15 protein-coding genes are annotated in these 11,871 nt (G+C 67.0%); 9 read left to right on the top strand and 6 right to left on the bottom strand.

Annotated features, from left to right (window positions below):
* Positions 1 to 160 precede the first annotated feature (160 nt).
* The 3 genes from EDF50_RS00315 to EDF50_RS00305 form a co-directional block, all read right to left on the bottom strand.
* Positions 161 to 808, bottom strand: a complete 648-nt coding sequence (locus EDF50_RS00315) for a hypothetical protein (RefSeq protein WP_148076719.1) — start codon at positions 806 to 808, stop codon at positions 161 to 163.
* A 52-nt stretch (positions 809 to 860) separates the two neighbouring features.
* A complete protein-coding gene (locus EDF50_RS00310; protein WP_123571440.1) occupies positions 861 to 1,508 on the bottom strand; it encodes a Panacea domain-containing protein in 648 nt (215 codons plus the stop codon).
* 107 nt (positions 1,509 to 1,615) lie between these two features.
* Entirely contained in the window at positions 1,616 to 1,966 is a 351-nt protein-coding gene (locus EDF50_RS00305; protein WP_043594596.1) for a metalloregulator ArsR/SmtB family transcription factor, read from the bottom strand.
* Positions 1,967 to 2,051: 85 nt separating this feature from the next.
* Between EDF50_RS00305 and arsB the strand changes: the two genes are divergently transcribed.
* From arsB to EDF50_RS00280, 5 genes are read left to right on the top strand one after another with little or no spacing between them, the layout of a single operon-like run.
* The gene (gene arsB, locus EDF50_RS00300) at positions 2,052 to 3,137 is read left to right on the top strand and encodes an ACR3 family arsenite efflux transporter (RefSeq protein ID WP_123517321.1); all 1,086 of its coding nucleotides are present in this window, start codon (positions 2,052 to 2,054) and stop codon (positions 3,135 to 3,137) included.
* Between the two features lie 23 nt (positions 3,138 to 3,160).
* Positions 3,161 to 3,571 carry an arsenate reductase ArsC gene (locus EDF50_RS00295; protein WP_055811500.1) on the top strand — a complete coding sequence of 137 codons (411 nt, stop codon included), beginning with the start codon at positions 3,161 to 3,163 and terminating at the stop codon, positions 3,569 to 3,571.
* A gap of 23 nt (positions 3,572 to 3,594) precedes the next feature.
* On the top strand, positions 3,595 to 4,266 hold the full coding sequence (locus EDF50_RS00290) for an arsenate reductase ArsC (RefSeq protein WP_123517319.1): 672 nt from the start codon (positions 3,595 to 3,597) through the stop codon (positions 4,264 to 4,266).
* Entirely contained in the window at positions 4,263 to 5,606 is a 1,344-nt protein-coding gene (locus EDF50_RS00285) for an NAD(P)-binding domain-containing protein (protein WP_123517317.1), read from the top strand. The genes EDF50_RS00290 and EDF50_RS00285 overlap by 4 nt, the downstream gene beginning before the upstream one ends.
* Before the next feature lie 17 nt (positions 5,607 to 5,623).
* Entirely contained in the window at positions 5,624 to 6,118 is a 495-nt protein-coding gene (locus EDF50_RS00280) for a GNAT family N-acetyltransferase (protein ID WP_123517328.1), read from the top strand.
* Here the strand turns inward: EDF50_RS00280 and EDF50_RS00275 are convergent.
* The gene (locus tag EDF50_RS00275; protein WP_123517316.1) at positions 6,115 to 6,516 is read right to left on the bottom strand and encodes a MerR family transcriptional regulator; all 402 of its coding nucleotides are present in this window, start codon (positions 6,514 to 6,516) and stop codon (positions 6,115 to 6,117) included. The two genes, EDF50_RS00280 and EDF50_RS00275, sit on opposite strands and share 4 nt — an antisense overlap.
* A gap of 95 nt (positions 6,517 to 6,611) precedes the next feature.
* On the opposite strand from EDF50_RS00275, the gene EDF50_RS00270 reads away from it, so the two are divergent.
* The 3 genes from EDF50_RS00270 to EDF50_RS00260 are packed head-to-tail and all read left to right on the top strand — an operon-like array spanning position 6,612 to position 8,683.
* Positions 6,612 to 7,613: an arsenic resistance protein gene (locus EDF50_RS00270; RefSeq protein WP_123517314.1), complete on the top strand. Its 1,002-nt coding sequence runs from the start codon at positions 6,612 to 6,614 to the stop codon at positions 7,611 to 7,613.
* Between the two features lie 39 nt (positions 7,614 to 7,652).
* Positions 7,653 to 8,006: a helix-turn-helix transcriptional regulator gene (locus EDF50_RS00265; protein WP_123517313.1), complete on the top strand. Its 354-nt coding sequence runs from the start codon at positions 7,653 to 7,655 to the stop codon at positions 8,004 to 8,006.
* A complete protein-coding gene (locus EDF50_RS00260) occupies positions 8,003 to 8,683 on the top strand; it encodes a cation diffusion facilitator family transporter (RefSeq protein WP_123517311.1) in 681 nt (226 codons plus the stop codon). The genes EDF50_RS00265 and EDF50_RS00260 overlap by 4 nt, the downstream gene beginning before the upstream one ends.
* A gap of 12 nt (positions 8,684 to 8,695) precedes the next feature.
* On the opposite strand, the gene EDF50_RS00255 is transcribed toward EDF50_RS00260, so the two are convergent.
* Positions 8,696 to 9,616, bottom strand: a complete 921-nt coding sequence (locus EDF50_RS00255) for a cation diffusion facilitator family transporter (RefSeq protein ID WP_123517309.1) — start codon at positions 9,614 to 9,616, stop codon at positions 8,696 to 8,698.
* Position 9,617: 1 nt separating this feature from the next.
* A complete protein-coding gene (locus EDF50_RS00250; RefSeq protein WP_191330333.1) occupies positions 9,618 to 9,971 on the bottom strand; it encodes a metalloregulator ArsR/SmtB family transcription factor in 354 nt (117 codons plus the stop codon).
* A gap of 658 nt (positions 9,972 to 10,629) precedes the next feature.
* Here EDF50_RS00250 and EDF50_RS00240 point away from each other — a divergent pair.
* Positions 10,630 to 11,871, top strand: a complete 1,242-nt coding sequence (locus EDF50_RS00240) for a M23 family metallopeptidase (protein WP_123517305.1) — start codon at positions 10,630 to 10,632, stop codon at positions 11,869 to 11,871.

Raw genomic sequence — 11,871 nt, 5'->3', positions numbered from 1 at the left:
GATCTCCACGCGCATACCCCAGTATCCCTCGCTACACAGCGCCCTGGGTCCCGCTTAGATTGCCCTGGTGGGTCCGGCCTAAGTTGACATAGCCAATCTCCCGCAGCTTTATGCCGCTGTGGGCTACAACCCCTACGAAGCTCGCCTTGTGCTGTCCGAACTACCTTCGGATTCTTGAGTCCGACAAAGCCAGAAGGAATGGTGAGGTTAAATGCGGACGGGCGGCGCCAAGACGACGCATAGCTCGCTTGCGCTCTTCAGCCTGGTATTCCAGGATCCACGTGCTGGGCGAAACAACCTGGATCAGGCCTGGGAGTGAAGCGTTGAGGAAGCCGGTGTCACGAGTGATGCACACGCGGTCGACGTAGCCATCATCAGGATCGTCGGCATCCCGGGCGGTTGCGTACACCGTCCCATCTTCATGATCGAGCGGCGGATCCCCGTAGGCGCTCACGATCTCACCCACCGTGTCACCCTCCGAGCGAATGACGACTTCCCAAACGAGGTCCTCGAGCAAGGTCTGGGCATCGGCGTCTAGCCATCCAAGACCTGGGTTCCCGACGCCCGATGTGGGATGGGCAGCCTTAGACGCGACCATGAGGTTGATGTGGTCGCTCGTCCAGACACTCAGGCTGCGCCCGTCTGCGTGCTGGCCGCCCGCGCAGGCGAGGATGGTCAACACGCTGTCAAGTCCCGGATCCCTACGGTGCGGAACTCCATCGGCTCGCGCCCGGACCCCTGCTGCCACGAGCCGCTCCCAGGTGAACGGCGCGCCGACGACTCGGGCGGCGTCGAGGTAGACGTTCACGTCCAGGATGACTACAAGGCGTGAAGCCCTAGCTGGCGATCCCGTCCCTGCGTCAGTTGGCACGCCTAACGGGCCGCGAAAGGCGGAATCGTGACTTTGCTGCCTCGTAGGCGGGACCAGATGTCGTAGCAAATTGAGCAGTGCCGAGCGACGGATGCTCAATCGCGGCATGTTCGGAGGCCCGCAACCGCCCAGCCTTGCGAAGCTCCGCTACCCGCCGGTACGCGGCCCAGTCGCTTCCGATCTCCGGCTGAGGCAGTTCAATGTTCAGCGAACCCTCGCGGTAATGCTTGTCCCACACTCGGCCCGGCTCATGGGTCAGTGTCCAGAGCGCGCCCCCGGTCATATCTCCAAAAAGCGACCACACGTCTTCGACGTCATCGATGACTTCCTCACGCAACTCCTCGACGCTGATGGCTGAGGTGTCGATGTGGGCTATTGGCTGATCGTGGTACTCCTTGTACAAGCCGTAGAGAGGCTTGACCACGGGGCCGTTTTTCCAGGCCTGAACCGGCTCTCGGAACGTCGGCGCATGTCGCTCTGACAGCCCCTTGCTCTGAACAAGGAAGACGAGCTTTTGCAGTTGCAGGTTGGTGAGACTTCGACCATCGTGGTTCGCGGCGACGAGCAGACGTGACGCAATCGATGCAGCCGCAACGGTCCGCTCCACGGTCAACCCCCCATTCGTCATGATTCCCATCAACGAGATCAACTCACACTACGCGATGTTGATTCCCTCCAGCTGTAAGCCATGCGGCATCTCGAGTGCATGCGCCAGCCAAGAGACGAGGGAAAACGCAGCAGAACTCAGGCCGTTACAAGGAGCTTGCCGAGGGAATCGAGGGCCCCAGGGACGAGCGCGTAGTACGCCCAGATCCCGCGCTTGTCGCGAGTGAGGATGCCGGCGTCGACGAGGACCTTCAGGTGGTGCGACACAGTCGGCTGGCTGAGCCCGAGAGGTTCGGTGAGGTCACACACGCACGCCTCGGCCCCGTCGTGCGCGGCAACCATCGAGATGAGCCGGAGCCGGGCCGGGTCCGCGATGGCTTTCAGGCTGCGGGCCAGCTTCTCGGCGTTCTCCGCGTCCATCGCCTCGCGGGCCAGCGGTGCGCAGCACGCGGTCACGTCCGTAAGGGGCAGGAGTTCGGCAACGGGCATGTGAACACTCTTCCACACAGATTGACAGTCGTCGATGGGTTGGGGCAGGCTCAACACATCGACACTCATCGATCTACGGAGCTGCATGACGATCACCCCCACCGCGCCTGCCCAGCTCGGGACCGCTGACCGCTTCCTCCCCGTGTGGATCCTCGCCGCCATGGGCGCAGGGCTGCTGCTGGCCGTGTTCGTGCCGGCGTTCGGTGAACTGCTGCACTCGTTCCAGGTGGGACAGGTGAGCGTCCCGATCGCGGTCGGACTGCTGGTAATGATGTACCCGGTGCTGGCGAAGGTCCGCTACTCCGACACCCGCGCCATAGCCGGCGACCGGCGCCTCCTGGTGTCGTCACTCGTCATGAATTGGGTCGTCGGGCCTGCGCTCATGTTCGCCCTGGCGTGGGTGTTCCTGCCCGACCTGCCGGAGTACCGCACGGGTCTGATCATCGTGGGCCTCGCCCGGTGCATCGCCATGGTGCTGATCTGGAACGACCTCGCCTGCGGTGACCGAGAGGCGGCCGCGTTCCTCGTGGCCCTCAATTCGGTGTTCCAGGTCGTCGCTCTCGCCGGCCTCGGCTGGTTCTACCTCCAGATCCTCCCCGCCTGGCTCGGACTCCCCACAACCAGCGCGTCGTTCAGCATCTGGTCCATCACCCTCAGCGTCCTGGTTTTCCTCGGTATCCCCCTCCTCGCCGGCTACCTCTCCCGCCGCATCGGGGAAGCGACCAAGGGGCGCACCTGGTACGAGACACGGTTCCTGCCGAAGATCGGCCCCTTCGCCCTCTACGGGCTGCTCTTCACGATCGTGATGCTGTTCGCCCTCCAAGGCCAGCAAGTCGTTGACCGGCCTCTCGACGTCGTCCGCATCGCCCTGCCGTTGCTGGTGTACTTCGCCGTCACGTTCCTCGTCGCGTTCTTCACCGGACGCGCGATCGGCCTGGCCTACGAGCGGACCGCGACGCTGGCGTTCACGGCCGCGGGAAACAACTTCGAGCTGGCGATCGCCGTCGCGGTCGGCACGTTCGGAGCAACCTCCGGCCAGGCCCTCGCCGGCATCGTCGGCCCCCTGATCGAGGTCCCGGCGCTCGTGGCGCTGGTGTACCTGTCCCTGTGGCTCCGGCCACGCCTGTTCCCCTCCCCCGCCCCGGCAGCGCGCATCGCTGAACGGGTCTGACCCCTCACCCGAAGGAACCCGTCATGAGCACCAAGCCCACCGTCCTGTTCGTCTGCGTCCACAACGCCGGCCGCTCACAGATGGCCGCCGGCTACATGCAGGCCCTCGCCGGCGACCGCGTCGACGTCCTCTCCGCCGGCAGCGAGCCCAAGGACCAGATCAACCCGATCGCGATCCAGGCCATGGCCGAAGAGGGCATCGACATCGCCGGGAACCAGCCCAAGGTCCTCACCACCGAGGCCGTCCGGGACAGCGACGTCGTGATCACGATGGGCTGCGGCGACGCGTGCCCGATCTTCCCCGGCAAGCGCTACGAGGACTGGGAGCTGACCGACCCCGCCGGCCGCGGCATCGAGGACGTCCGCCCCATCCGCGACGACATCAAGGGCCGCATCCAGGCCCTCCTGGCCGAGATCGCACCCGCGACCGCCTGACCCTGAGCTGCGAGGAGACGACGATGACGGACCTGACCACGAGGCGCGGCCTGCCGGGCCTTGCCTTCCCCGAGGACGCACTCAAGCGTGCCGCGGGCGACCTCGCCACCCGGTTCGAGGGCATCTTCGGGCCCGAGACGATCGAGCGGTACGTGCTCGAGTCCTACACGGCTCTCCTTCGCACAGCGCAGGTCCGGGCGCACCTGACCACCAACGCGACCCGGTTCGCTATCGACCGACTGACCGCCCTCGGGCAGGCCACCGGGGCGATCGAGCGGACGGTTCCGGAGGTGCTGTTCGTCTGCGAGCAGAACGCCGGCCGCTCCCAGATGGCAGCCGTGTTCACCAACGTCCTCTCCGGCGGTGCCGTCCACGTCCGCTCGGCCGGGTCCCTGCCCGCCCGGGACCTCCACCCCGTCGTCGCGGAAGCGATGCGGGAGCTGGGCCTGGACCTTGACGAGGCGTTCCCGAAGCCTCTGACCGACGACGTCGTGCAGGCAGCCGACGTCGTGATCACGATGGGCTGCGGCGACGCGTGCCCGATCTACCCCAGCAAGACCTACCGCGACTGGCACCTCACCGACCCCGCCGGGCTCCCCCTCGAGAAGGTGCGCCTCATCCGCGACGACGTTCGCAAGCTCGTCGAATCGCTCCTGGCCGAACTCGGCATCGAATCGAAGGGCCTCCCCGCATGAGCCTCACCCTCTCTGTCCCTCCCCGCACCGACGCACCCACCCTCGCCGGGCTCCCCGTCGCCGTCATCGGCGCCGGCCCCGTCGGCCTCGCCGCAGCCGCGCAGCTCCTCGAACGAGGCGTCGACGTCGCGATCTACGAAGCCGGCCCGAGTGCCGCAACGGCGGTCCGTGCGTGGGGTCACACGCGCCTGTTCACCCCGTGGGAGCACCTCGTCGACCCGGCCGCCGCACGTCTCCTCGACACCACCGACTGGGAAGCCCCGGCAGCGAAGAAGCTCCCCTACGGTGCCGACTTCGTCCGCGACTACCTCGAACCCCTCGCCGCCACCCCCGAGCTGTCGGGCCGCATCCGATACGGGCACCGGGTCGCCGCGGTGTCCCGGCAGGGCATGGACCGCACCCGCTCCACGGGACGTGCCGAGACGCCGTTCCTGCTGCACCTCGACCACCACGGCGAGGTGCGCGACGAACTCGCCCGCGCCGTCATCGACACCTCCGGCACCTACACGACCCCCAACACCCTCACCTCCTCCGGTGTCGGCCTCTCCCACAGCGACGACGTCGCCGGCAGCATCAGCCACGCCCTGCCCGACGTCCTCGGCCGCGACCGGGACCGGTTCGCCGGCCGGCACACGGTCGTCGTCGGCGCCGGCCACTCGGCCGCGAACACCCTCATCAAGCTCGCGGCCCTCGCCAAGGAAGCCCCCGGGACGACGATCACGTGGGCGATCCGCAGCAGCACCCCCGCCCGGGTCTACGGGTCCGCAGCCGACCAGCTCGAAGGCCGCGGCGACCTCGGCAGCGCCGTCCGCGACCTCGTCCGTGCGGGCCCGATCGCCCTCGTGGACCGGTTCGAGGTCGACGACGTGACCAAGACCGCTGACGGCGTGCAGCTCGTCGGGCGTCGACGCGGTGAGCCCCTGACGGTCGCTGCGGACGTGGTGGTGAACGCGACCGGGTTCCGCCCTGACCTCGACATGCTTCGTGAGGTCCGGGTATCCCTGGACGAGATCGTCGAAGCACCTCGGCAGCTCGCCCCGCTGATCGACCCGAACCTGCATTCCTGCGGCACGGTCTACCCGCACGGGGTCGCGGAGCTGGGGCACCCGGAGCCGAACTTCTACATCGCCGGCATGAAGTCATACGGCCGCGCCCCGACGTTCCTGCTCCTCACCGGCTACGAGCAGGTCCGCTCCATCGCGGACGAACTCGCCGGCAACCACGAAGCCGCCCGGATCGTGCAGCTCGAACTCCCGGACACGGGTGTCTGCTCGACGAACCTCCCGGACGCCTCCGGGTGCGCCGTCGACGGAGCGGCAGCAGGTGGGTGCTGCTCGTGAGCGTCACCGTCCGGGCCATGAGCCCGGACGACTGGCCCGCCGTCGAGCGGATCTACCAAGAGGGCATCGACACCGGTAACGCCACCTTCGAGACCCGTACCCCGACATGGGAGGCGTTCGATGCCGGCAAGCTCGCCGCGCATCGGTTCGTGACAGTCGACGACACCACGGGCGCTGTCCTCGGCTGGGTGGCGGCGTCCGCGACGTCGGCCAGGCCTGCCTATGCCGGCGTCGTCGAGCACTCCGTCTACGTCGCCGCGGCAGCCCAAGGCCACGGGGTCGGACGAGCGCTGCTGGGGGCGTTCCTTGACTCGGTGGATGCCGCCGGCATCTGGACCGCGCAGTCGTCGATCTTCCCTGAGAACGAGGCAAGCCTGGCCCTCCACGACCGTGCAGGGTTCCGCCGGATCGGGACGCGGGAACGGATCGCACGCTCCGAAGCAGGCCCTTATGCCGGCGTGTGGCGCGACACCGTTCTGATCGAACGACGCTCACCCACCGACCCCTCCTAGGGGCCAGCTCGGAAGACGCACTCGGTCGAGCACCGCTCAGACCGGTCAGGGCACTCGGCCAGGTCGTGTTCGGCACGAGCAAGACGCGACCGGAGCCCGTCGAGCCGGGCCTGCTTCTCCTCGATCTGACGCACCTGCTCTGCCAGGAGTGGGCGCAGCGCTTCCCGGACGTCGGTGCAGGACGTCGATTCCATGGTGCTGAGGTGCGCGCCGATCTGATCGAGGGGCAGACCGAGTTCCTTGCTGGCCTCGATCAGGTCGAGCCGGCTGAGCACGTCCGGGCTGTAGTCCCGGTACCCATTCAAAGCCCTAGCAGGGGTCAAAAGCCCGATGGACTCGTAGTACCGGAGCGCCGTTGCGGAGACGCCGCTGCGCTTGCTGACCTCGGAGATTCGCACACCGCGACCCTAGAGCTGCCGACGCCGCTTGACCTTCAAGCGGCTCGAACCTCTACGGTCACTGACGTGCCTTCCTCCCCCACACCAGTCCAGCCGTGAACGCGGTCGTCTCCTGGCTCGAACACCGGCAAATCGGCCTCTACCTGGCGGCGATCCTGGCTGCCGGCGTCGTCGGCCTCACCGTGCCGGGAGCACACCACCTAGAGGGAGCGATCGAGCCCGTGCTCGCGCTGCTGCTGTTCGCGACATTCCTCGGGGTCCCGTTCGCCGCGATCGGGAAATCCCTCCGCGACGGACGGTTCCTCGCCGCGGTCGGGGTGCTCAACTTCGTCGTCGTCCCCCTCGTCGCCTACGGGCTGTCCCGGTTCGTCTCGGACGAGCCGGCACTGCTGTTCGGGGTGCTCCTGGTGCTGCTGACCCCGTGCATCGACTACGTGATCGTGTTCGCAGGCCTCGCCGGCGGGGCATCAGAACGACTCCTCGCCGCGGCGCCGCTGCTGATGCTGGCGCAGATCCTCCTCCTGCCGCTGTACCTGCTGCTGTTCATCGGCCCCGAGGGCGTCGCCGTGGTCGAGGTCGGCCCCTTCGCCCGGGCGTTCCTGCTCCTGATCGTCGTCCCGCTCACCGCGGCCGCACTCGTGCAGGCACTCGCCCGGCGACACCGATACGGGGTCGTCATCGAGCGGACGACGCTCGGCCTGATGGTGCCGCTGATGATGGCCACCCTGTTGACCGTCGTGGCCTCACAAGCCGGTGCTGTCGGAGACTCCCTGGGCCAGCTGCTCGTGCTGGTGCCGCTCTACGCCGGATTCCTCATCGTCATGGCAGTGCTCGGCATCGGCGCCGGCCGCATCTTCCGCCTTGACGTGCCAGCGACCCGTGCTCTGGTGTTCAGCGGCGCGACCAGGAACTCCCTCGTGGTCCTCCCGCTGGCGCTGGCCCTGCCGGCGTCCCTGTCGCTCACTCCAGTCGTCGTCGTGACCCAGACGCTCGTCGAGCTCATCGGCATGGTGATCTTCGTCCGACTCGTCCCTCGTCTTGTCCCGAGCTCGGCCGGGCGAATCGAACCGGCGGCATCTAGACCCGAGCCCAATTAGCCAGTCGCGTCAAGTCAGCGTCGACTGTAGAGTCAGTGCATGCTGACTCTTTCATCGCGCGTCGACGTCATGAACCGCCTCGGGCGCGCCATGGCCGATCCGACACGATCGCGCATCCTGCTGCACCTCCTGAACCAGCCCGGCTACCCCGGCGCTCTGGCAGAGCAGCTCGATCTCACGCGGTCCAACGTGTCGAACCACCTCTCGTGCCTCCGCGGCTGCGGCATCGTCGTTGCCGTTCCCGAGGGTCGGTCGACCCGCTACGAGATCGCTGACGCTCACCTCACGAAGGCACTCACTGCCCTTGTCGACGTCGTGCTCGCCGTCGACGACGGAGAGCCCTGCACCGACGACGCATGCGACGTCCCCCTTTGCTGCGGAACCGGCGCATGAGCACGACCACGCTGCCTGCCCTGCTCAAGCCCGCACGCCGGCTACTCCTGCAGCGTCGGATCCGGATCATCGTCGCGATCACGATCACTTACAACGTGATCGAGGCGATCGTTGCGATCGCCGCCGGCACCGTCGCCTCCTCGACGGCCCTGGTCGGCTTCGGCCTGGACTCGATCGTGGAGGTGCTGTCGGCCGCCGCGATCGCGTGGCAGTTCGCCGCCCCCGACCCGGAGAAGCGGGAGCGGCTGGCACTGCGGGTCATCGCGGTGTCGTTCTTTGGCCTGGCCGCCTACGTGTCCGTCGACGCGGTGCTGGCCCTGACCGGCGTCCGCGAACCCGACCACTCCCCCGTCGGCATCGTGCTCGCCGCGGTGAGCCTGGCGATCATGCCATTCCTCAGCCTGGTCGAACGCCGCACCGGCACCGAGCTGGGCTCCGCGTCGGCGGTGGCCGACTCGAAGCAGACCCTGATCTGCTCGTACCTGTCGGCGGCGGTCCTCGTCGGCCTCGTGCTCAACCTCGCGTTCGGCTGGACCTGGGCTGATCCAGTGGCGGGACTCGTCATCGTCGTGTTCGCCGTCCGGGAGGGCCTCGAGGCTTGGCGCGGTGACGCGTGCAAGACGCCCGTGTCGGCCCTGACGGGCGAGCGCCAGGTCGAGGCCTGCGATTGCTGCTGACCCCGGGGAAGCTCAGACGTGGGTGTGGTGCTCGTGCTGAGCGTGCTGGGCGGGCTCGATCTGGAAGGTCGAGTGCTCGACCTTGATCGAGAAGTGTTCAGCGACGCACTTCTGGAGGTCGTCGAGGATCTGAGGTGCGTGCCCGTCTTGGAAGCAGGAATCCTCGACGGTGACGTGCGCACTCAGGATCGGCAGCCCCGTGGCCACGAGCGAAGCGTGCAGGTCGTGGACCTCGGTGACGTGTGGCAGCTCTAGCATGTGAGCCCGAACGTCGTCGAGGTCAAGGCCGGTGGGGGTCGATTCCATCAGCACCCCTGTTGTCTCGCGGAGCAGCTTGATGGTGCGGGGGATGATGAGCACGGCGATGAGCATTCCGGCGAGTGCGTCGGCTTGGCCCCATCCGGTGGTCATGATGATGAGGGCGCTGGCGATAACGGCCACTGAGCCGAGGGCGTCGTTGACGACTTCGAGGAACGCTGCCCGCATGTTCATGTTGGCCGAGCGGCCGGCAGTGAGAACAGTGATGGACACGATGTTGCCCACGAGTCCGATGATGCCGAAGATGAGCAGCTCAGAAGAGGGCACAGCAGGAGGCTCGAACAGGCGCCGGATGCCTTCGACGAGAGCGAAGAGGCCAACCGCAAGAAGCACCGTCGCTTGGGCTGTGGCGGCGAGCACTTCCGCTCGTTGGAAGCCCCACGTTCTTTTTGAGGTTGCGGCTCGCTTCATGAGGGTGGCTGCGAGAAGCGCCATGAAGAGGCCGCCGGCGTCGGTGAGCATGTGGGCTGCGTCGACCAGGAGCGACAGGCTTCCCGTGATGATCGAGCCGATGACTTCGACGATCAGGATCGAGGTGGTGATCCCGAAGGCGATGGCGAGGCGGCGGCGGTGGTCGGTGCCGCCGGGTGCCGCGTGATCGTGGCCTGCGCCCATGTCAGTGTCCTTCGTGGTGGTGACGGTAAGCGGCGCCGACGGAGTGCTCGGCTTGGAAGATGGCGTCTTGGACGAGCTTGCTGGCGTGATCGTTGACGAGCCTGTAGAAGACACGGTTGCCGGCCTGGCGCGTCGAGACCATCCGGGCCATACGGAGCTTGGCGAGGTGTTGCGAGACCGCAGTGGGAGATTTGTCAACGATGTCGGCCAGATGATTTACCGATAGCTCTTCGTCGCGGAGAGCAAGGATCATCCGGACACGGGTTGCGTCGGCAAGCATGGAGAACACTTCGACGGCGAGTTCCACGAACGCGTCATCCGGGTGGAGTTCCTCTTGATGCGTATCTTCGTGCATGCGAAGATGGTCACACGACGTTGCCTCGATGTCTAGAGTCTTGGGGCAGTTCTGCAGCGACGTACCCCTGTTGTTGATTAGCCTTTGGTCAGACCTGGACCTGGAAGGAGGCGTGATGTTCAGAACTATGTCCGGCGCCTCCCGTTCACGGTGGTCCGTCGGGGTCTGGGCACTGTTGCTGTCCATCACAGCCGCGACCCTCGCAGCAGTTCTGGGCATCCACACCCTCGGCGACAACGCCTTCTCCGGCGGGGTGCAAGCCGCGTCGAGCGTGACGCAGGCCGTGTCGGTCGACGACCCGGCCCCTCGAGACTCTTCCCTCCCTCCACTGTCAGTCGGCGACGAGGCCATGACCGGGCTCACTGACAGCGGTGGAGTTCTGGCCTGTACCCTCCTGGCCCTCCTCTGCGTGGTGACTCTCGCTGTTGCCCTGGTGCGGATGCGGGGCGCAGCCGCCCGAACGCTCGATCCACTCGCCGGCCCCGACTCAACAGTGCCCTCCGTCCCGGATGCGCGACGCCCGGCGATCGTGAGCCTTACCGTGCTGGGCATCTCCCGAATCTAGACACTCCCCGATCGCGACCTGCGCGTCGGCGGACGATGACGATCAGTCATCAGGCGTTCGGCGTGCTCCTTCGAGACCGAGGACACCCCTTACATGCTTCGCATCGTCAGGGTGACTGCGCCGGCCCTTGTAGCCGTTCTCGCCGCCACCTTTCTTACCGCCACCCCTTCTCGCGCTGCGGCCTATCCAACCTGGGATGACGTCATCGCCGCCCGCTCAAACGAGGCGGCGACCGCCGACAAGATCACCGAATTGACCGGCCTACTGGATGGCCTCCGGCAACAAGCCGAGACGCTGACCACTGCAGCCGATCAGCGTGGCCTTGAGCTTCAAGAGGCTCAGGATGCCGCTGACGCTGCAACGGAAGCCCTTCGTTCCCTTTCTGACGACGTCGCCCGCGCCGAGCAGGACGCCGACAATGCAGAACGGCAGATCAGCCAGTGGGCTGCGTCGCTGAGCCGTGCCGGCGGGACCGATGTGTCGATGAACATCGCCGTCGCCGGCGGCGACGCCGATGACCTGCTTTCCCGGCTCGGAACGGCCTCGCAGCTGACGAAAACCTCGAACCGGATGCTAGAAAACGCGACCGCGAAAGCGAACACCGTCAGCAGCCTTCGCGATCAAGCTCAAGTCGCAACGACCGAACGGGACCGACTCCAGGGTCTCGCGCAGACAGCCCGCGACGACGCGCTTGCCGCGGCGACCACCGCGCAAGCCGCCGTCGCGGAACAAGAGACACGGAGCATCGAGCTCGAGGCTCAGTTGGCCGTGTTGAAGCAAGAGACTGCCACCGCCGAACAAGGGTACGCAGCGGCCGAAGCCGCGCGAGCCAAGGCGGCCGCCGAGGCGGCAGCTCGCGCCGCAGCCGCCCGCGCAGCAGCCGCGGCGACCTCGGCTCCTGCAGCCCCCACATCCTCCGCCGTGTCGCCTTCGGGATGGACGATGCCGATCACGGCGTACTCGAGCTACCAGGCCTACGGCATGCGCATCCACCCAGTCCTGGGCTACCCGAAACTGCATGCTGGGGCGGACTTCGGGGCCTCCTGCGGAAACGCGATCTACGCCGCCACCGCCGGCACCGTCACCTATGCCGGCGCCTACGGCGGATTCGGGAACCTCATCACGGTTACGTCTGCCGGCGGGGTTTCCACCAACTATGGCCACATGTATTCCTCTGGCGTTCAAGTCCGTGTCGGCCAGCAGGTCACCGCCGGTCAGCAGATCGCCCAGGTCGGCAACGCCGGCCTCTCGACGGGCTGCCACCTCCACTTCGAGCTCCGCCAGGGCGGAGCTGCCACCGACCCCATCGCCTACCTCAGAACCAAAGGAGTCTGA

Origin of the sequence: Frigoribacterium sp. PhB24 (genome assembly GCF_003755185.1) — a bacterium.
In the GTDB taxonomy this organism is placed as follows: Bacteria; Actinomycetota; Actinomycetes; order Actinomycetales; family Microbacteriaceae; genus Frigoribacterium.
The sequence above is the reverse complement of the archived record's forward strand: the minus strand, read 5'-3'. Positions and strand labels throughout refer to the sequence as shown.

What these genes read in the sequence shown, in the direction of transcription:
- EDF50_RS00310 (WP_123571440.1), bottom strand. Translation starts at nt 1,508, where the DNA reads ATGGGAATCATGACGAATGGGGGGTTGACCGTGGAGCGGACCGTTGCG.
- EDF50_RS00305 (WP_043594596.1), bottom strand. Translation starts at nt 1,966, where the DNA reads ATGCCCGTTGCCGAACTCCTGCCCCTTACGGACGTGACCGCGTGCTGC.
- arsB (WP_123517321.1), top strand. Translation starts at nt 2,052, where the DNA reads ATGACGATCACCCCCACCGCGCCTGCCCAGCTCGGGACCGCTGACCGC.
- EDF50_RS00295 (WP_055811500.1), top strand. Translation starts at nt 3,161, where the DNA reads ATGAGCACCAAGCCCACCGTCCTGTTCGTCTGCGTCCACAACGCCGGC.
- EDF50_RS00290 (WP_123517319.1), top strand. Translation starts at nt 3,595, where the DNA reads ATGACGGACCTGACCACGAGGCGCGGCCTGCCGGGCCTTGCCTTCCCC.
- EDF50_RS00285 (WP_123517317.1), top strand. Translation starts at nt 4,263, where the DNA reads ATGAGCCTCACCCTCTCTGTCCCTCCCCGCACCGACGCACCCACCCTC.
- EDF50_RS00280 (WP_123517328.1), top strand. Translation starts at nt 5,624, where the DNA reads ATGAGCCCGGACGACTGGCCCGCCGTCGAGCGGATCTACCAAGAGGGC.
- EDF50_RS00265 (WP_123517313.1), top strand. Translation starts at nt 7,653, where the DNA reads ATGCTGACTCTTTCATCGCGCGTCGACGTCATGAACCGCCTCGGGCGC.
- EDF50_RS00260 (WP_123517311.1), top strand. Translation starts at nt 8,003, where the DNA reads ATGAGCACGACCACGCTGCCTGCCCTGCTCAAGCCCGCACGCCGGCTA.
- EDF50_RS00255 (WP_123517309.1), bottom strand. Translation starts at nt 9,616, where the DNA reads ATGGGCGCAGGCCACGATCACGCGGCACCCGGCGGCACCGACCACCGC.
- EDF50_RS00250 (WP_191330333.1), bottom strand. Translation starts at nt 9,971, where the DNA reads ATGCACGAAGATACGCATCAAGAGGAACTCCACCCGGATGACGCGTTC.
- EDF50_RS00240 (WP_123517305.1), top strand. Translation starts at nt 10,630, where the DNA reads ATGCTTCGCATCGTCAGGGTGACTGCGCCGGCCCTTGTAGCCGTTCTC.